Genomic DNA, 18536 nt, shown 5'->3' with positions numbered 1-18536 from the left:
CCACGCTCACCCACTGCGAACCCGTTTCTGGTGCAGGTGCGCAGCCAATAGATTCAACCATCTCTGCCCAAATCTCGCCTTCACTATCAGTTCTCAACAGTTCTGGGACAACCTCAGCTTTATCATTGTTGTCAAATCCACGCAACCACGGCATTTGTCCTGCTAGTCCCAAAATTAGAGGGTTTGCTGGTGTCGGTACAATTGCAAGACAACTATGTAGCATGATTCCTTTTCCCTTACCATCACCAATGTGTCCTAACCCTTGAACCTGTTTTTGGTGTGTGTAATCAAGTTCGCTTGTATCCTGAACAAACAGTACAACCTTGCCTTGGTGATTCTGAGCCGTTGTTGTCGTCAAGTTAATATGTGGTTCGAGCAAGGCGGCGTCAGTCACATCTTCATTTAGCTAGAGGGGTTTTTTCTTTCGATGCAACTGTTGCAACAACTCTTACACCGTATCCACTCTTGTTTATGTTCTCCGGCAATGTTGCACGCGTCTGTGTTCCACATTGAGAACAAGTCAATTGGTGTAAGCGATGTTCTATAACTATGGGTTCAATGGGCGGAATCTCAACTATCTGGTGTCTGTATGGATTTTCATCAACTCCAGTTAGGCTTTCTCCACAACCAGAGCATACTGTTGGATGATGCTCAACCACCTCTGTGCATTCTTCTGGTGGGTATAAGTCACGATTTTTACCTTCATGACCCGGTTGCCCTCCCCGTTTTTTATTACTTTTCTTTTTCTCCTGCTTTTTCCCAAATCCTGGCGGGTCTGCACTAGGAGGTGATGATGAATTTTGAGATGTACGATTAGCTTTCTCTAATAGCTGTTGCTGGATTGTCAGGACTTCTGCTAATTGTTTTTCTAAGCTTTCGATTTGCTGCCCCATCCCCTCTACCAGTTTTTGGACGCTGGCTGGAGTTTTTTCCCAATCAACAAGGGGGATCTGCTCGACCTAGGCTGGGCGCTTGTTTTCCATACATCTTACATTACCAGATTCTGCTCGCCCTAATTAATGATCGCCCTTATACCCCCTGAACGGTTACCGTCTGGGTTAACTTTGGGGTTCAGCTTTGTGGTTTTTTTCCAACTAATGCCTGCTGCCTCAAACAGCTTGTAATAGCTCTGTTTTGACTCGTAGGTTACGTCATACTCAAAGGCTAACTTATATTCGAGTTCTCCCAGTTCCCAAAGATCTTTTGTTTGCAGCCAACTTAATACTTCTGCTCGTTGTTCGGCACGAAGGCGCGCTTTGCCTTCCTTTGTGGTTCAAGCGTAGTCCATCTATTCCATATTGCTCGTAGGCTTGCTTCCAACCTGTTATGGACCCTCGCGATACGTCGAGAATTGTTTGAATTTCCTCGTATGAGTAGCCTTGATAAACCAGCTTGATTGCCAACGCTTTCCTTACCTCACGCGCATCTGGACGTAGAGCTATAAAATCTTGCAGCTCCGCGATCGCATGAAGTGTAGTTCCCTCTGTTGACTGTTGCCGCGATCCAACCACTGGGAGTGTGGCAGTTTGTAAATGCTGACTTATCATTGTTTCCTGTGTGACTTATACACCCCACCGTATTGTCTCGTAGTTTTGTTCAAAAATCAAATAGGAGTCCTATAGTTCTATGTGCCAACTATTGATTATTGACAAGTTTTCTATCTGGTTTGTTCAGCAGTTTCGCACTCCTAACTAGTCTAAACTCCAGAAAGTACCCAACGGCAGCATTGTTGAAGGGGTAAGCGGCATAGCATAGAACTCCTTGAATTTTTAGACTGCGATATCTCTATCGGAATAAAGGTAAAATCATGCAGATGCACCAACAGTCATTGGCTCAGGAGAAGCTGCAACTGTGCTAAACTTGTTTGCCGGACGGGGTAGTCCAAGATTCTCGCGTAGGGTTCGACCTTCATACTCTGTACGGAACAGTCCCCGGCGCTGCAATTCGGGAATCACCAGTTCTACAAACTCATCTAAACCACCTGGTAAATAAGGCGGCATGATGTTGAACCCATCTGCCCCGCCGTTGACAAACCAATCTTCAAGTTGGTCGGCAATCTGTTCTGGTGTTCCCAATATCGTTCGATGTCCACGCGCACCAGCGATCGCCAAATACAACTCCCGAATAGTTAAATTTTCTCTTCGGGCGAGGTCGGTCACCAGCTTCAAGCGGCTTTTTGCAAGTTCGGTTCCTGGTAGCTCTGGAAGCGGATCGTCTACTGGGTAACTCGATAGATCAACTCCGCCTACCAGCCCTGAAAGTAGACCTAATCCAACCTGCGGATGGATCAACTCCTGAAGCTGCTCGTATTTGTCCTTGGCTTCCTGCTCAGTCCTGCCAATTACCGGGAACACACCCGGCATAATCTTGAGATGGTCGGGAGAACGTCCATATTGCGCCAGTTTCCCCTTCACACTCCCATAGAAAGTCTGGGCTTCCGCAAGCGTTTGCTGCGCAGTAAAAATAACCTCCGCTGTCTGTGCTGCAAGTTCCTGCCCATCATCGGAAGACCCAGCTTGAATGATAACTGGATAGCCTTGGATTGGACGTGCTACATTCAACGGACCGCGCACCGAAAAATGCTCGCCTTTATGGTTGGGAATGTGCAACTTATCAGGATCGAAGTAAATCCCTGACTCTTTGTCACGTAAAAAGGCATCGTCTTCCCAACTATCCCAAAGTGCTGTTACCACATCCACAAACTCTTTAGCACGCTCATAGCGCAGTGTATGCTCCATGTGCTTTTCACGGTTAAAGTTTTTCGCTTCAGCAACAGTAGCAGAGGTCACGAGATTCCATCCGGCGCGACCACCACTCAGATAATCCAGCGACGCAAACTTGCGGGCGAGATGAAAAGGTTCGTTGTATGTAGTTGATACTGTCGCCGTCAACCCAATGCGCTCCGTCACCACAGACAGAGCTGATAATAAAGTGAGAGGTTCAAAGTGTACGACCGAGTTCCGGCTCAAAGCTTCAGTTCCTTTACCACGGTCGCGCACAGCCACACCATCAGCAAAGAAGATCATGTCAAATTTTCCCCGTTCTGCCGTCTGCGCGATTTGCTTAAAATGCTGGAAGTTCAGACCACCATCCGCTCGCGCATCTGGGTGTCGCCACGCCGCCACGTGATGACCAGAACTCATTAAGAATGCACCCAGTCTCAGTTGTCTTTTCGTACTCATTTTTTTGTGTTTCTTTGATTTTAGAGGCGTGTCCAACACTAACTAAATGGACAGTTTTACCTGGAGTCATGCGTTACGCTTGTTAGCTATTTAACTCAATATTAAGCAGTGACCAAGCTTGGAATATATGCTGAAGAGTCCCCCTTGATTGCCTCACTATGTTTACCGTCAATGCCAACTGGAGTGTCGCCAACGATGGTTACTCGCTGAACCTGGCGGGGTTGGTCACCGTAATCGGCGATCGCATAGTGTTGAGTAGCGCGGTTATCCCAGAATGCCACGTCACCAACTTGCCAACGCCAACGAACTGTGTTTTCAGGACGTGTCACATATGACTGCAACAGTCGCAGAATGTTGTCCGATTCAGTCGTTGATAGCCCGCGAATCTGGCGAACAAAACCACCAATGAATAGTCCCCGCTCTCCAGATTCTGGATGGACGCGCACTACTGGATGCAAAGTTTCATATACAGTCGATGTGAAGACTTTCCGGTAAGCCTTAGTCTCTTCAGAAAGTTCTACTGCTGCTTCTGCATAGTCATAGGCATTACTATGTACAGCCCAAAGCTCATCAGCGAGATTACGCAGATGCCTTGGTAAATCTTGGTATGCACTCACCGTGTTTGCCCAGATAGTATCGCCTCCTGATGGCGGAATAACAAGCGCCCTTAAAATAGAGCCGAGTGGCGGGCGGTCTACAAATGTAACATCAGTATGCCAGTTGTTCGCGCGGGTAGCGGTTCGACCGTAATTCAGGTCAAGGACTTCTGGGTGTCCTGGAAACGATGGTACTGTGGGGTGAGCCGTGGTAACTTCACCAAATCGGCGAGCAAAAGCGACCTGCGCATTAGCATCGAGTTGCTGGTTACGGAAGAAGATTACCTTGTATTGAACTAGAGCCTTGCGGATTTCGCTGATAACGTCATTGTTGAAGTTAGTACTCAAGTCAACACCTACAATCTCTGCACCGATGCGTCCTGCAACTGGTTGAATGTCAAAGTTTTTAGTACTCATGTGTTTATATCTCCAAGGTAGAATGTGTGATCCAAAGTTAAAAAAATGCAATTTATGGGTGCGACAGCTGACAAAAAATAGCTACGGAGAATATTTGAAGAATTTGGCAGATTGTTCTGCTTGCGCTGCTGGGGTGCGTCCTCGTCCCCATCCCAATTTTTGGCGGTACGTTCCGAGCAATCCAGACTGGACTAACATCTCCTCATCGACCGCAACTGATTCGTCTGCCTGAGGGGCAACAAACAAAGCATCGACTGGACAATACAGTTCGCAAAGATAACAGGTTTGGCAATCACTTTTACGAGCGATTTTAGGGGGAGCATTGGGTACTTTGTCAAAGACGTTGGTTGGGCAAGCGGTTACACAAATATTGCACTTGATACAACGAGATTCACTGACCAGTTCAATCATTGTTTTACTAACTGCCTCACTGAAATATCTTGTTCAGGCTTGACCCAAACATGATCTAGTCCACCACTGATCAAACGATAATGTTGTTTGGCATCTAGTTGCGGATAGTTTTCGTGTTTGTGCATCCCACGAGATTCTTTGCGTTCTAAAGCAGTGGCGTACATCCACCGTGCTGTTGCGACCATTGATGCAGCTTCCCTACCTTGTATTGCTTGCTGGTTTGACAGAAACGATGTGTTGCGGATTTCATGCCACAAATCGTGCAGTCGATCAAGTGATTCTGACAGACCTTGTTCTGTGCGGAACAGGTTGCGATCATAAGGAGTCACTTCTGCCTGCACCGCTCGAATCACTTCTATAGGGTCAAAGGTAGTGTTGCTGTCAGGATGGAGCGCTGCGCCATCAATTCTCTGCACTGAGCGCTGATTCACCCTATCCCCTAATTGACGAGCATAGGAAGCAGCTGCCTCGCCTGCCCAGTAACCAGAAGCAGTCGCCCATGCCGCATTCGGACTGCCACCTCCCGATCCACCACCGCAGATGAGTTCTCGCGTTGCGGCATCTCCAACCGCATAAAGACCGGGAACAGATGTGGCGCACGTTTCATCAACAATCCGCAATCCACCTGTACCGCGCACAGTTCCCTCGAAACGTAGAGTGATGGGGAATCGTTGGGTGAACGGATCAATCCCAACTCGCTCAAAGGGTAAGAAGAAGTTATGTTGAATTGTTCGCATCCAACTTTTTTCTTCTTCAGAGGCTTTATCGATACAAGCGTAAACAGGTTGGGTCAGCAATGTACGCGCAATAACTCGGCGATCGCTTCCCTCAATTACAGTACCATCTTCATAGGTAAAAGTGGCATGGCGGTAATACGCGCCCTTCGTAACGGAGGCAAAGGCAGGAGTCAGGGCGTAGGCATTGGAAAACTCCATGCCTGATAATTGAGCACCCACCTCGGCAGCCATAAGATACCCATCTCCTGTGAGGACATTGCAGCCTAAGGCTTTGCTAAGGAAAGCACAACCCCCAGTAGCAAGAATCACCGCTGCCGCTCGGACTGTCCAGAGTTCATCTGTTTGCCGAGAAATCCCCTTTGCTCCCGCCACGGCACCGTCTATATCCACCAGCAGTTCCAGTGCAGGGCTATGGTCAAGGATTTTCACCCCTGCCTTTTTCACCTGTTTTCGCATCAACCGCATATACTCTGCACCTTGATGCAGTGAAGGAAGATAAACATCCCCATTGTCATCGTGCGAAAAGGGATAGCCCCACTCAACTAGCCGATTTAGGTTAATCCTCGTCTGATCCAAGACGCGATTCATCCAGTAGCGTTCAGAGAGGAACCCGCCCAACGTTTCTCGCCTAAACAACTCCGCTTCGCGGTTCGCCTCTTTTGAAATATACCAAACAGTTGTACCAGCAGCTGCTGTGGCTCCGCTGGTTCCGCAGTAGCCTTTATCTACGAGGATGACATTTGCCCCTTGAGTTGCTGCACTCCAAGCTGCCCAAGTACCTGCCGGTCCACCTCCAATGACGAGGACGTCCGCTTCCAAATTTAGGTGAGAACTGGGAGTAGATGCTGGCTCTAAATGATAAGTACTCACGGTTGCTGATTCTGCTCCATAAAACTTATACAAATCGCTCAAGTCTGAGCAAATCGATGTTTACTTCCCGTTTTTACCAAGGCAGCCGGCTGCTCCTTAAAAAAAACCAATAGGTTTACCGTATTTTATAGCAATCAATGGAAAATGGCGTGATACATTGCTCTACAGCATCCTTGAGTCTGAAGGAATGGCATCAGAATGCTATTTTTGACTGATTGTTGGTGGAGTAATTGCTGCATATTGTTCCGACGTCAGCATGGCTTCCCGAACATTGAGAGGTTTGGGAAGCAAGGCATTTTTATAAAAGTAATCTGCAATCCGCTGTTGCTCGTTGATTAAATCTGGGGAAATGGCTCTCAATCCATAGCCGCGACGGCTGATGAACAACTCCATCACATCGGGCGGTAGTTTTTGATACGGTGCAATGAGTTTTGCAGTCTCTTTGGGATGTGTCTGTGCCCAGCGCTCGATTTTATCAATCTCCTCAATGACTATTCGCAGCAATTCCGGATTATTGATTGCAAACTGCTTTGCCCCAATGTAGTATCCACCAGGGGAATCAAGCCCTACGGCATTCTTGATGACCCTTGCCTTACCCAATTTTTCAGCGCGAGCTAGATGGGGATCGCCTGTCACCCAAACAGGAATTTTCCCTTCCAAAAATGCACTACTAGCATCTACATTAGGTATACTCAGGACTTGAATATCGCGCTTATTTAAACCCACTTGTTCCAAAGCTCTGAGGATAAAATAGTGAGATGCAGAAGCTTTTTGGAAGACTACTTTTTGTCCCTTAATGTCCTTGAGCGTCTTGATGGGAGAATTTGGCGGGACGGCGATCGCACTCCTTCTACCGTCACTTCGCCGACCAACAACATAAGCGATCTGAGCCCCAGCCGCTTGGGCGAATATAGGAGGGGTTTCCCCAACATTACCTAAATCTATTTTGCCGACATTCATCGCTTCCATCAGCTGTGGACCTTGGGCAAATTGCGCCCACTCCACCTTAATACCCAAGGGTTCTAGACGCTTTTCCAATACTTTGGTTACCCTAACCAAATCCCCAGCTTGTTGATACCCCATGCGGAGAACTTTAGTCTTAATTTTAGATGTTTGAGTGTCTGATACTTGGTTAGTAGGAGATTGGTTTTCTTGCGTGCAACTGACTAACGTCAGCGAAGTTGCTATGGTTAACAATCCTGGCGCTAAGAGCAGCGTAAAGCGGCGAAACATTTTGAGAGACTGAGGTTTGACTGTGGCAACCATAGCTTTTTTCTTAATTAGGAAGTATTGCAACTATCAATAGAAACTCCAAAAATGAGGTAACTTTTGCAGGGTCATGCAAGAGAATTGATCAAGGCAAAATTCAAAATTCTAAGAAAGAGTCAGGTGGGCAATGCCCACCTAAACCCAAGTAGCCCTAATTGTTCCTAAAATCAAATAAATTTGTTCTCTTAGCGACCAACACTCGCCAGATATTCTTCTGCTTCTTTCTCAATTGCCGTACCTTTGAAGAAGTCACGATTGAGGCTAGTGTACAACTCCAAAGGATGGATAGATAGGAAGTAGCGCAAGTCTTCTTCGCTGAGAATGCCCTTTTCGACCATGCTGTAAGCGTTGGACACAACAGCTGTAATATCAGGCACATCCCAGTGACCGGAATCAGAACCCAAAAATGCTTTGACTCTGTCACCAAATGGATTCGCCTTTTGATAGAAGGCGTAGGCAACACGGGTATCGTCTGATTCTGTGCCGAAGTAGAAATGATTCAAGAAGCGATCGCGTACATCTTCAGCTTTTGTAATCCCAGCAGCAGCAAATTCATTGAGATCACCAGGATTTTCAGGTGCAAAGTATTTCCCGTGGAAGCCTAAACCACTACCAAGTTGCTCAAAGCGGTCTTTGACTTCTGGACCACCATAACGAGCGAACAGTTCGCGCAATTCCTCCCGGTTTACGTTACCAGGATGATTATTCTGCAGAATATCCGGATTGCGGGTTTCCCAGTGCCAAATGATATCAGCATAGAGGCTAGCACCCCAATCTGAACCACCTTCTAGGAAAGCAAACTTCAGGGTGGGGAAGCGATCGGTAACACCACCAAAGAAGAGGGCTTTGCAGAATGCTGCGGCGGCTGAGGCAAAGTGACCAATGTGGTTGTATTGGTAATTGGAAATCGAGCGGCGCTGTGTCCAACCCATACTAACCGCGTGGGTAGTAGGGACAACTTTCTGTTCTACGCACTTTGCCCAGAAAGGATCGTAATCGTAGGCACTATCCAAAGCGAAGGTATCAATCCAGGTTGCTTCTCGCTTCACTTCGTCGGGATAATTCTCAAAGGCAGGAATGACGCGGGTTACGTAAGCAGGAATTTGAAGAGCTTTTAATCCCAGTTCTTTGACCGCATATTCCAATTCCTCAATTCCTTCTTCTGGTGTCTGTAAGGGAATCGTAGCAACGGGAGCTAGGCGATCGCCATAAGGACGAAAAATATCTGCATGATAGAGATTGGCTGCCCGACAAACAGCCCGCCGCATTTCTTCGTTCTTGATTTGCGGTGCAAGGGTTGCCAGGTTGGGGTACAGTACAGCAAAGTCTGTCCCGGCTTCTTGCAAGCGCTCATGCAGTAGTTTTGGCAAGCTGACAGTGGCCAAACTCAAGGTATCCTTAGTGGGACGACCCCAGAAAGGAGCGCGGATAGTGCGATGAGTACGGCGTTCTTCCAAAGTTTGCTGATGTCCGCGAAACAAACCTGTTCCGGGTAGATGCTCCCGGAAGAGATCAACAATCTTACAACCACCCACCTGCTCTAAATAATCGAGAAAAGCAGGTTCAAACTCCTGAGTATGCACGTCAGTGTCGATAACTGCATACCCCAATTTTTCGCGAATTTCTGCAGAGCGAGTCTTCTTTTTGGGACGTTCCAATGCAATGGTCATGAGAAAGTCTCCTTAAATTTGCAAAACCCTGATACTAAGTACAGCTTTGCATAAGTTCGTAACTTTTTTAAACGCAGAGGAACACTAAGGTAGCGCAAAGGGACGCAGAGTCTTGCTAAATTTAATCCGCTACGAATTAATGAAATGCTGTACTAAGAAGAATTATTAGCGACCAATTAGCGACCAACACTCGCCAGATATTCTTCTGCTTCTTTCTCAATTGCCGTACCTTTGAAGAAGTCACGATTGAGGGTGGTGTACAACTCCAAGGGATGGATAGAGAGGAAGTAGCGCAAATCTTCTTCGCTGAGAATGCCGCGTTCCAGCATGCTGTAAGCGTTGGATGTAACAGCTGTAATATCAGGCACATCCCAGTGACCGGAATCGGAACCCAAAAATGCTTTGACTCTGTCACCAAATGGATTCGCCTTTTGATAGAAGGCATAAGCAACACGAGTGTCGTCTGATTCTGTTCCAAAGTAGAAGTGATTCAAGAAGCGATCGCGCACATCTTCTGCTTTCGTAATCCCAGCCGCAGCGAATTCATTGATTTCACCAGGATCGTCGGGTGAGAGGTATTGACCGTGGAAGCCTAAACCACTACCAAATTGATCAGCACGACCTTGGAATTCTGCTCCACCGTAACGGCGGAAGAGTTCTGCCAATTCTTGGCGATCTAAATTAGCAGGATTGTTGTTTTGCAAAATCTCTGGGTTACGGGTTTCCCAATGCCAAATAATATCAGTATAGAGGCTAGCACCCCAAGCCGAACCACCTTCTAGGAAAGCAAACTTCAGCGTGGGGAAGCGATGAGTAACACCACCAAAGAAAAGTGCTTTACAGAACGCTCCACCTGCTGAGGCAAAGTGTCCAATGTGATTGTATTGATAATTAGAAATTGAACGGCGAGCAGTCCAACCCATACCAGAAGCGTGGGTTGTGGGGACAACTTTCAGTTCTACACACTTTGCCCAGAAGGGGTCATAATCGTAGGCACTATCTAAGGCAAAGGTATCAATCCAAGTTGCTTCTCTTTGTACTTCTGAAGAATATTTCTCGAAGCCTGGAATGGTGCGAGTAACGTAAGCAGGAATTTGAATCGCTTTTAATCCCAGTTCTTTGACCGCATATTCCAATTCTGAAATCCCTTCTTGGGGTGTATTCATTGGAATGGTGGCAATTGGGGTGAGGCGATCGCCATAAGGACGGAAGATATCTGCATGATAGAGGTTTGCTGCACGGCAAACAGCCCGACGCATTTCTTCGTTCTTGATTTGAGGTGCAAGGGTTGCCAGGTTAGGGTACAGTACAGCAAAGTCTGTCCCGGCTTCTTGCAAGCGCTCATGCAGTAGTTTTGGCAAACTGATAGTGGCAAGATCTAAGGTGTCCTTAGTGGGACGCCCCCAGAAGGGAGGACGGGCAGTACGATAAGCACGGCGTTCTTCCCATGTTTGCTGGAACCAACGAAAGCGACCAGCTCCAGGTAGATGCTCTTTGAAGCTATCAACAATCTTAGAACCGCCTACTTGAGCTAGGTAGTCGAGAAAGGCAGGTTCAAATTCCTGGGTATGTACATCGGTGTCGATGATGGGATAACCTAGTTGCTCCCGAATTTGTGCTGAGCGAGTCTTCTTCTTGGGACGTTCAAGCGCAATTGTCATGATCGTTTCTCCATGCATCCTGGGACAACAGTTATGTCACTCGTTGACTTTCATAAGTCGTAAACCCTGACAAAAATCGAGCTTCACGACAGAGTAAAAATCCAAATTTCAAACGTATAGCTCAATCTGAACTTAAGTTGCCTTATGGTGAGAGCTAAACAAAGGTGGCGATTCGCCTGTTGGAGTTAAACTCTAGTTTTCGCTCTTGTATGCCCGCCCTTTGACTGGCATTCCTTGTATGAGCTATCTGTACTTGACCCTCAAATTGCCTGAATGATTTCGTGGTGTTTATACCGGAATCTCAAAAATACTACTGTTTCTTGACTGATTTATCGATGATTTAGTTTAGTAGTATTACATAGCCCCAGCTAAAACACAAGTATTTAGCAAACAAACTTTATGAAATTCTAAATTTTAAGTTAACTAATTATTAGCTAATCTAAATATAGAATCAGTGTATGTGGCTATAAAAGGTTAGACGTGACCAACAAAGGCAACAAAGGCAGCTATGCTGAGGAGCCACTGCGGACGCCACATACAGCCCGGTGGGAGACCCTCCTGCAGCAGTGGCTCGTCTTGGGGAGACGCCAAGACGAGCAAGTGGCGTGGGAGCATCTCACTTTTGCAAATATACGTGTAATCCAGATTCCGCACCTACTGGCGTCAGATAGTATAAGCAGTAGACAACTGAAGTAAAAAAAAGTATGTTTGTACCATAAGCAGAGAGAAGAATGAAGAGGTGCGATCGCAAAGCGAACCAAGCTTTGTCCATTCCACCAATGGCGCTCGCCTTCACGTACTTAGTCGCGAATCATATTTTCCCCCTTATGACACTACTGGCTAGGGAATATGGGGTGTAATTGAGGGAAGATAGGCACATTAACAATACTCAGGCAAGTGCAACTACTATGACCCCTTCAGACTCCCAACGTCTAGAAGCCTGCTTGCTGGAAGCAGCAGAAATTCTTTATCGCAATACCGTGAAAGAAGAACTGACAACCTTTGAAAGCTTAGAAAAAGCAGTGCGGACAAAAATGTTAGAGCAAGTAAGTCCAAAAATTGCTTTTTTTTTATCAAACAAGTCACAGGGACGGAAAAAGGCAGAGAAAGGGTAGTAAAGAGCATTGTGGGAAAGCTAACACTCACAGAGAAACAAGCACATATATTGGGATTGAAGGCTTATAGCCAACTGAGTCCACTCTTTGAGAAAAACTGTTTACTATTGAGTGGAAATGAATCGTTTCAAGATTGTGAGAAGGACATCGAAGCATTGACGGGGATAAAAGTGTCTCACAGCACCCTGCAACGACTGGTACAACGGCAGGAGTACTCCCAGCCACAAGCTCTTCAAGGAGTCTCAGAAGTTAGCATTGATGGAGGTAAGGTTCGCTTGCGTTCTGGGATCAAAGGAGTGGAAAGTTATTGGCGAGACTACAAAGCTGTGCGTTTACAAGGTATTTATTACGGTGCGTTCTTCCAAGACAACATGAGCGTTGACAGACTGGGTCAATAGTCAACGCCTTCTTCACCCTCTCATTTGTTTAGGAGACGGTCATGATGGAGTGTGGAATCTGTTCCAAGAGATTGGCAGTACTTCCGGGCGTCAGGAAATTTTAGACTGGTATCACCTCAAGGAAAATCTCTATAAGGTCGGTGGGTCGCTCAAACGTCTCAAGGCAGCAGAGACATTTCTTTGGCAAGGTCAGGTTCTGTCAACGATCGCTCTGTTTGTTGATTTGACAAAAAAGTCAGCTCAAAATTTCATTCACTACCTCAAAAAGCATCTCAAACGAATCGTTAACTACCAGTATCTTTCCATTGAAGGTTTGTGTTCCATTGGTTCTGGTGCTGTTGAATCCGCCGTCAAACAAATAGGTAAACGATTAAAAATTTCCGGCGCACAGTGGAAATTGGAAAACGTACCTCGGATGCTACACCTGCGATCTGCTTACCTCAATGGTCAGCTTACTGCTTGATATTTTTGCAAAAGTGAGATGCTCCCCTTCAGGATGGGCTTTAAACCCAGTAAAAAGACACATCACCTTTACTGATAAAAAAGGTATTGGTGAAGTTAAACTATTAGGGAAGTGGGATATTCACGCCTATCCGGTTATGTCTATTAAACGTGTACGATTAGTCAAAAAAGCCGATGGTTACTATTGTCAATTTGCAGTTGATATTGAAATAAAACCTGAACAGACAACAGGTAATGGTGAAATCGGTCTTGATGTCGGGCTTGAGTTTTTCTACTCTGATTCCAACGGACATCATGAAGAAAACCCAAGGTTATTAAGAAAAGCTGAAAAAGCTATTAAACACGCTCAACGACAAATTTACAAGAAAGAAAAAGGGAAGAATCAACGACGCAAAGCAAGACAGAGATATGCTCGGAAGCACTTAAAAGTAAATAGGCAACGTAATGAGCATTCTAAGAGACTAGGACGTGCGGTGTGCAAAGCTAACGCTTTAGTCGCCTATGTAGACGCGTTCGCGCAGCGTGTCCCCTTGGGACTCAGCGGCGTGCCGCAGGCTAGATTTAAGTATTAAGAACATGGTGAAAAATCATTGTCTTGCTAAGTCCATCAATGATGTAGCTTGGTCAACTTTCCGTCGTTGGGAGCGAATATTTTGCTGTTAAATTTGGAACCACAGTTGTTGCCGTCAATCCTAAAATGACATCTCAGAAATGTTCGGATTGCGGTGCAGTTGTGAGAAAATCTCTTTCAACTCGTACCCATAAGTGTGCTTGTGGGTGTGAGATCCAAAGAGACGTGAACGCAGCAATAAATATTCTCAATCTTGCAAAAGCTGAGGCAGCGCGTTGCGGAGGTTCCCTCCGTTGTAGCGACTGCCGTAGGGGTGGGCAATCCCGAAGTAACGCTACAGGACTAGCGACCTCTGTTCTAGTTGGTGAGACCAGTCCTGTTCGCGTAGCGTGTCCGAAGGACATAGGAGGGTCTCCCTCCGTAGGGAACTGGCGTGCCTCCTAAGGGAGGAGCTTCGCTAACGCCGTCAGGCGTGCCGTTCGCGCAGCGTTCCGAAGGAAAGGCATACCCGAAGGGTGAAAACCTGCTTGAGCAAGTAACTAGGACGAGTGTAGAATCCCCTCGCATGACGGCAGGGGAGTGTCAATTATCTTTATTTTTCAAGCCTTGCCGAGAAACCCACTGAAGGGCACCAGGAAACAATCGATAAAAGCCCTGCGAAACATTTGCCGAACCAACCATTATTTCAGACTTCTGATTCTTAACTGCATCCCAGATCGCATTTGCCACATCCTCAGGCTTTTCCACCATCGGAACTTTCAGCACATTCTCGAGCTGATCACGACGGATTTGAGCATCCTCCTCATCGCTGCCGCGAAAAACTGCCCGTTCCATTAAACTACTCTTGATTAAATTTGGGTAAATGCCACAAACATGAATACCTTTGGGCTTTAATTCCGCGTGCAGTGATTCCGTCAACCCTGTAACAGCAAACTTACTCGTGCAATAAACCACTACATATGGGGTAGGTACTTTGCCACCGATGGAACTTAAATTCACAATCGTTCCAGATTTGCGCTGGAGGAAATGAGGCAAAAGGGCATGAATTGTGTGGATATATCCCCATAAGTTCAGGTCTATCACTTGATGCCAATCGCTGAGTGAAAACCCGTCCACTGGTCCCTCTGCGAAAACGCCTGCATTGTTAATCAGTACATCGATATAGCCATAATGATCCAACGCCTTTTCCACTAGTGTGTCCACCTGCGACGGATCTGTGACATCACAAGGAACTGTTAATGGCGCTGGACAACCAAGGCTTTGCACCTCCTGCGCTACACTTTCCAAGCGGTCAAGGTGACGAGCAGTTAGTACTAGGTCGTATCCTTTGCGGGCAAATAAAAGAGCTGTTGCTTTCCCAATGCCTTGAGAAGCACCTGTAATGAGTACTGTAGGAGCCATATTTTCAGTTAAAAAACTTTATTTCCTGTCTATTAGTTTGAGCAACAAAATCTAGGAAACCTTCTGACTAACGTTAGATTTTCAATTTATAAATTCTCTTGGTATAGCTGACTACTACTCAATCGGCTCACCAAACACTCATTCACCCATGCGATACAAAAATTTACAGAATTTTCTCAAAAACTCATCCTTTAGGCTAGCTGAAGTTTTGGCACTACAGACAGATAGCGTTCACTAGGTAGGTGACTATTATAAGAAGTGTAATGGAAATACTTAAGGAAAATTAACAATGACTAAGGGATCTTTTCCTACTGATGCAACTGAAAAAGCATATAACGGCAGCGATCGCAATGCAGTTAAGCCTGGGTTTACTCCACAGTCCGAACTTTGGCAAGGTCGTTTAGCGATGATTGGTTTTATTGCTTACCTACTTTGGGATCTCAACGGCTTCAGCGTTGTGCGCGACGTCCTCAATCTCACTCACTAGTCTTGAAAGAACCCAGAACTCAGCAGTGAGAAATTAGTTCCGCAAGTTAAGCCGACAGTACAGATAATGCAGGATGGAGTATCCACAACAGCCAACCCATTCTGTATTTCACGTTCTGGGTTCTAAATAGTTCTCAAGAATTTTGGCTGCATCATGCCTATACCAACCTCCACACGAAAAAAGTTTTCGGTATGGCAGTTATGTATGTAATTATTAAAGTAAATTAATATTTCTACATAATCTCAGGCTAGTGTTGCCTAAGACACAGGACTAACCAGTAATGGAGTTGCTCTGTTAGGTGGTTGGTATATCTTGTCATGCCCTTATTTTTGTGAATTTTTCACCTAAGACAGAGTAGAACCGTGATCGAACAATTAGAAAAACCACCCACTGATCAAATAAAACTTAGTCCAGTGGGGAAAAGTAAATCTGAGAATTGGGGAATTTTAATCGCTACTGTCATTATTACTGTATGGGCAATCAGCCTTTCTCTCTTACTTTCCCTTGACATCTCCAACTTTAACTTTTTGATGTTATTGCCTATTATACTTTGGCAAACATTCCTATATACGGGATTATTTATCACAGCTCATGATGCTATGCATGGAGTAGTATTTCCTGGCAATAGCAAAATAAATCATTTTATTGGTTCAGTGTGTCTTGTTCTTTATGGTTTTCTATCTTATGGAAAACTATTGAAAAAGCACTGGATGCATCACCACCATCCTGCTAGTGAAAAAGACCCCGATTTCCACGACGGGAAACATAAAAATTTCTTCTCTTGGTATTTTCATTTTATGAAGGGTTACTGGAGTTGGGGACAAATCATCATATCAATGATTATTTATAACGTTGTTCATCGTACACTCCATATACCCGAGGAAAATCTTAATTACTTTTGGGTTATCCCCTCGCTTTTGAGCTCATTACAATTATTTTACTTTGGCAGCTTCCTGCCTCATCGAGAACCAGAAGGCGGTTATAGTCAACCTCACCGTGCGCAAACTCTTTCACGTCCCGTTTGGTGGTCATTTATCAGTTGCTATCACTTTGGTTATCATGAAGAACATCACGAGTACCCTCATGTTGCTTGGTGGCAACTGCCAGAGATTTATATGATGAAGCGGTCAATAACAAATGTGTAAATGACACTACGTTACGGGCTTGCGTCATAATACACAATAGACCTTTTTCAAAAGTCTTTTTGCACCTATAGACTAGAAGTCTGTGGGTGCAAAAATAAAGCCCTACCCTACGCAGGCTTTTACGCAGAAGTCCGCCTGGGTTGACTTTGTTTTTTTAGAAGCGACTTTCGTCGTCAGGTACTTTTACAAGAAATCTAACACAGTGTTAGGCTGGGCTCATCTTGTTCACTCTTTTTTGTACGATAATATCGCCGTCTTCTGCTATACCAACTTGCTTGAATCCAAAACTTGCATACAGCCTTGCTGCGACAGAGTTTTTGGGCGAGTATATGAGGTTAATCTTATGACAATTATTCTTAGATATTTCGGCTAAGGCTAACTCAAGCGCAGCCCTTCCGATGCCTTGCTTTTGATAGTTAACGTCAACCATAAATCGAAATAGCCAATATAGATCTTTCTCTTCGGTTTCGATTTCAGGACAGTACATGAGAAAACCAACAACATTTTCGTTGTTGTAAATTGCCCTTGGCACATAGTGAAGCTCAAATTTTGATTCTGCAATTGAGTCCACATTTGGTGCAACCAGACTTTCTTGCTCAGGCGCAAGTTTAAGCCTGATACATTGAATCCAATTTTCCTTCGTTACTTCTGTTAGACTCACACTCATAACTTTTCTGAGCAGCCTAATAACTCAATAGAATAGCATTGACTGCTCAACCGCATGGTTGGAGAACTCAAACTCAACGCTCCCAACTTTACGACGAATTTCTTCGATCAATACTGTGATGCGTTGTATTTTACTGGCAAGTGCTGTCGCTCGCACTCCAACATCAACTACACCCTAGAGCCTATCGCGCCCTACTGCTGCTAAAAAGTGCGGATGTTTATTGAGCAACATTATCTGATATCGGTGGACGCAGGCAAAGATACACAAGTGGACCGAAGAGTGGGACAAGTGCTGTTACCCAATACACTTGAGGATTATTCCAACGCCGTCGCGCCATATCATCACCAAGGACGGTGGGGAAGAGTAAGCAAAACAAGTATATGTAGCTCCAAGATTTGCTCGAATATATGTTGAAGAAGATTTCGGTGTTCCTTTACTTCAAGGAAGCCAACTGCCTACTATGCGTCTGTATGATTTGAAATATATCTCAAATACAAAAACTAATAAAATCGAGCGATGGATTATTAAATCAGGATGGGTTTTAGTAACTTGTTCTGGGACGATTGGTAGAGTTGCGGTATCTAGTTACCACCAAGATGGTTGGGCAGCATCTCAACACATTTTACGAATTATTCCACAAGAAAATGTGACTCATCCGGGTTTTTTAGCCGCTTTTCTATCTACTCCGTATGGTCAACATCAACTGAAAGCCAAAATTTACGGGGGAGTTGTAGATGAACTTACCGCAGAAGATACAGAAATGATTCTTATTCCTGACGTTCGTTACTCTGAGCAGTTAGGAATTGGTGAAACTGTAGTGAGAGTTTATGAGCTAAGAGATGAAGCCAATGCTTTAGAAGATGAGGCTATCGCGGAATTAGAGGCTATAATCTCAGATTGACGTAAAATAGGTCAAATCTACTCTTATCTTCCAGTGCATGTCAGAAGAAATCAAATTTCGTCACTACTTTGTTGACGAAGCAGGTGATCTTACATTCTTCGATAAAAAGGGACGGATCATCGTAGGTCAACCTGGAGCATCTAAATTTTTCATGGCTGGTGTTGCTCAAATTTCTGATCCAGAACAAGTTACCTGGGAACTGAATGCACTCCGCTCAAGCTTAATGACTCATCCTCGCTTCAAGAATATTCCCTCTATGCAACCTGAAGCTAAAAAGACTGCGATTACCTTTCATGCAAAAGACGATCATCCCGAAATTCGGCAAAAGGTTTTTGAACTGATCCAGTCTTTCGACATCAAAGTTTTAGTGGCAATTCGGAGTAAAGCTGATATGGCAGAATCAGCAAAAGCAGACTTTAAGAGTTTGGGCACAAAGCTTCAGCAGAATGCAATTTACGACGATCTCATAACACGCTTATTCAAAAATCTGCTCCATAAAGCAGACGTTATCCAAATTGCTATTGCTAGACGCGGTAAGGCAGTACGCGAAGAAGCACTAGAACAAGCCATCAATAG

At 45.2% G+C, this 18536-nt stretch carries 16 protein-coding genes and 4 pseudogenes; 7 read left to right on the top strand and 13 right to left on the bottom strand.

Features of this window, described 5'->3' with window-relative positions:
• From V5G28_RS35835 to V5G28_RS35790, 10 genes and pseudogenes are all read right to left on the bottom strand, one after another.
• Positions 1-394, bottom strand: a pseudogene (locus tag V5G28_RS35835) (hypothetical protein); the annotation flags it as partial.
• Between the two features lie 4 nt (positions 395-398).
• Entirely contained in the window at positions 399-905 is a 507-nt protein-coding gene (locus V5G28_RS35830; RefSeq protein ID WP_442994327.1) for an IS66 family transposase zinc-finger binding domain-containing protein, read from the bottom strand.
• Between the two features lie 152 nt (positions 906-1057).
• A pseudogene (locus tag V5G28_RS35825) lies at positions 1058-1547 on the bottom strand (helix-turn-helix domain-containing protein); the annotation flags it as partial.
• Between the two features lie 258 nt (positions 1548-1805).
• The gene (locus tag V5G28_RS35820; RefSeq protein WP_332995087.1) at positions 1806-3182 is read right to left on the bottom strand and encodes an LLM class flavin-dependent oxidoreductase; all 1377 of its coding nucleotides are present in this window, start codon (positions 3180-3182) and stop codon (positions 1806-1808) included.
• A gap of 101 nt (positions 3183-3283) precedes the next feature.
• Positions 3284-4195 carry a TauD/TfdA dioxygenase family protein gene (locus V5G28_RS35815; protein WP_332995085.1) on the bottom strand — a complete coding sequence of 304 codons (912 nt, stop codon included), beginning with the start codon at positions 4193-4195 and terminating at the stop codon, positions 3284-3286.
• 81 nt (positions 4196-4276) lie between these two features.
• Positions 4277-4606, bottom strand: a complete 330-nt coding sequence (locus V5G28_RS35810) for a ferredoxin family protein (RefSeq protein ID WP_332995083.1) — start codon at positions 4604-4606, stop codon at positions 4277-4279.
• Positions 4603-6213, bottom strand: coding sequence for an FAD-binding protein (locus V5G28_RS35805; protein ID WP_332995081.1), 1611 nt, complete (start codon positions 6211-6213; stop codon positions 4603-4605). The genes V5G28_RS35810 and V5G28_RS35805 overlap by 4 nt, the downstream gene beginning before the upstream one ends.
• A 201-nt stretch (positions 6214-6414) precedes the next feature.
• Positions 6415-7479, bottom strand: coding sequence for an aliphatic sulfonate ABC transporter substrate-binding protein (locus tag V5G28_RS35800; protein WP_336231554.1), 1065 nt, complete (start codon positions 7477-7479; stop codon positions 6415-6417).
• Positions 7480-7667: 188 nt separating this feature from the next.
• Positions 7668-9152 carry an amidohydrolase family protein gene (locus tag V5G28_RS35795; RefSeq protein WP_332995079.1) on the bottom strand — a complete coding sequence of 495 codons (1485 nt, stop codon included), beginning with the start codon at positions 9150-9152 and terminating at the stop codon, positions 7668-7670.
• Positions 9153-9328: 176 nt separating this feature from the next.
• Positions 9329-10813, bottom strand: a complete 1485-nt coding sequence (locus V5G28_RS35790; RefSeq protein ID WP_332995077.1) for an amidohydrolase family protein — start codon at positions 10811-10813, stop codon at positions 9329-9331.
• Between the two features lie 908 nt (positions 10814-11721).
• Here V5G28_RS35790 and V5G28_RS35785 point away from each other — a divergent pair.
• The 3 genes and pseudogenes from V5G28_RS35785 to V5G28_RS35775 all read left to right on the top strand — a co-directional run bounded on the left by V5G28_RS35785 (position 11722) and on the right by V5G28_RS35775 (position 13803).
• A pseudogene (locus V5G28_RS35785) lies at positions 11722-12789 on the top strand (ISKra4 family transposase).
• Entirely contained in the window at positions 12770-13360 is a 591-nt protein-coding gene (locus V5G28_RS35780) for an RNA-guided endonuclease InsQ/TnpB family protein (RefSeq protein ID WP_332995073.1), read from the top strand. Before V5G28_RS35785 ends, V5G28_RS35780 begins: the two are co-directional and overlap by 20 nt.
• A 125-nt stretch (positions 13361-13485) precedes the next feature.
• A complete protein-coding gene (locus V5G28_RS35775; RefSeq protein WP_332995071.1) occupies positions 13486-13803 on the top strand; it encodes a zinc ribbon domain-containing protein in 318 nt (105 codons plus the stop codon).
• 138 nt (positions 13804-13941) lie between these two features.
• Here the strand turns inward: V5G28_RS35775 and V5G28_RS35770 are convergent, their stop codons facing one another.
• A complete protein-coding gene (locus tag V5G28_RS35770) occupies positions 13942-14760 on the bottom strand; it encodes an SDR family NAD(P)-dependent oxidoreductase (RefSeq protein WP_096567319.1) in 819 nt (272 codons plus the stop codon).
• 289 nt (positions 14761-15049) lie between these two features.
• Here V5G28_RS35770 and V5G28_RS35765 point away from each other — a divergent pair, with 289 nt between their 5' ends.
• Both V5G28_RS35765 and crtW read left to right on the top strand, forming a co-directional pair.
• A complete protein-coding gene (locus V5G28_RS35765; protein ID WP_073634221.1) occupies positions 15050-15247 on the top strand; it encodes a high light inducible protein in 198 nt (65 codons plus the stop codon).
• 365 nt (positions 15248-15612) lie between these two features.
• The gene (gene crtW / locus V5G28_RS35760) at positions 15613-16392 is read left to right on the top strand and encodes a beta-carotene ketolase CrtW (RefSeq protein ID WP_332995091.1); all 780 of its coding nucleotides are present in this window, start codon (positions 15613-15615) and stop codon (positions 16390-16392) included.
• Positions 16393-16597: 205 nt separating this feature from the next.
• Here crtW and V5G28_RS35755 read toward each other — a convergent pair whose 3' ends face one another.
• Together V5G28_RS35755 and V5G28_RS35750 are read right to left on the bottom strand one after the other, a co-directional pair.
• Positions 16598-17059 (bottom strand): GNAT family N-acetyltransferase, encoded by a 462-nt coding sequence (locus V5G28_RS35755; RefSeq protein ID WP_332995066.1) that lies wholly within the window; start codon positions 17057-17059, stop codon positions 16598-16600.
• A gap of 217 nt (positions 17060-17276) precedes the next feature.
• A pseudogene (locus tag V5G28_RS35750) lies at positions 17277-17435 on the bottom strand (hypothetical protein); the annotation flags it as partial.
• An 84-nt stretch (positions 17436-17519) separates the two neighbouring features.
• Here V5G28_RS35750 and V5G28_RS35745 point away from each other — a divergent pair.
• Together V5G28_RS35745 and V5G28_RS35740 are read left to right on the top strand one after the other, a co-directional pair.
• Positions 17520-17960: a restriction endonuclease subunit S gene (locus V5G28_RS35745; protein WP_332995064.1), complete on the top strand. Its 441-nt coding sequence runs from the start codon at positions 17520-17522 to the stop codon at positions 17958-17960.
• 37 nt (positions 17961-17997) lie between these two features.
• The coding region (locus V5G28_RS35740) for a DUF3800 domain-containing protein (protein WP_332995061.1) at positions 17998-18536 on the top strand (539 nt) is incomplete at its 3' end.

The organism is Scytonema sp. PRP1 (genome assembly GCF_036697665.2).
GTDB lineage: Bacteria > Cyanobacteriota > Cyanobacteriia > Cyanobacteriales > Nostocaceae > Kalymmatonema > Kalymmatonema gypsitolerans.
The sequence above is the reverse complement of the archived record's forward strand: the minus strand, read 5'-3'. Positions and strand labels throughout refer to the sequence as shown.

Coding starts and splice junctions, on each gene's coding strand:
- V5G28_RS35820 (WP_332995087.1), bottom strand. CDS start 3,182: ATGAGTACGAAAAGACAACTGAGACTGGGTGCATTCTTAATGAGTTCT.
- V5G28_RS35815 (WP_332995085.1), bottom strand. CDS start 4,195: ATGAGTACTAAAAACTTTGACATTCAACCAGTTGCAGGACGCATCGGT.
- V5G28_RS35810 (WP_332995083.1), bottom strand. CDS start 4,606: ATGATTGAACTGGTCAGTGAATCTCGTTGTATCAAGTGCAATATTTGT.
- V5G28_RS35800 (WP_336231554.1), bottom strand. CDS start 7,479: ATGGTTGCCACAGTCAAACCTCAGTCTCTCAAAATGTTTCGCCGCTTT.
- V5G28_RS35795 (WP_332995079.1), bottom strand. CDS start 9,152: ATGACCATTGCATTGGAACGTCCCAAAAAGAAGACTCGCTCTGCAGAA.
- V5G28_RS35790 (WP_332995077.1), bottom strand. CDS start 10,813: ATGACAATTGCGCTTGAACGTCCCAAGAAGAAGACTCGCTCAGCACAA.
- V5G28_RS35780 (WP_332995073.1), top strand. CDS start 12,770: ATGGTCAGCTTACTGCTTGATATTTTTGCAAAAGTGAGATGCTCCCCT.
- V5G28_RS35775 (WP_332995071.1), top strand. CDS start 13,486: ATGACATCTCAGAAATGTTCGGATTGCGGTGCAGTTGTGAGAAAATCT.
- V5G28_RS35770 (WP_096567319.1), bottom strand. CDS start 14,760: ATGGCTCCTACAGTACTCATTACAGGTGCTTCTCAAGGCATTGGGAAA.
- V5G28_RS35765 (WP_073634221.1), top strand. CDS start 15,050: ATGACTAAGGGATCTTTTCCTACTGATGCAACTGAAAAAGCATATAAC.
- V5G28_RS35755 (WP_332995066.1), bottom strand. CDS start 17,059: ATGAGTGTGAGTCTAACAGAAGTAACGAAGGAAAATTGGATTCAATGT.
- V5G28_RS35745 (WP_332995064.1), top strand. CDS start 17,520: ATGCGTCTGTATGATTTGAAATATATCTCAAATACAAAAACTAATAAA.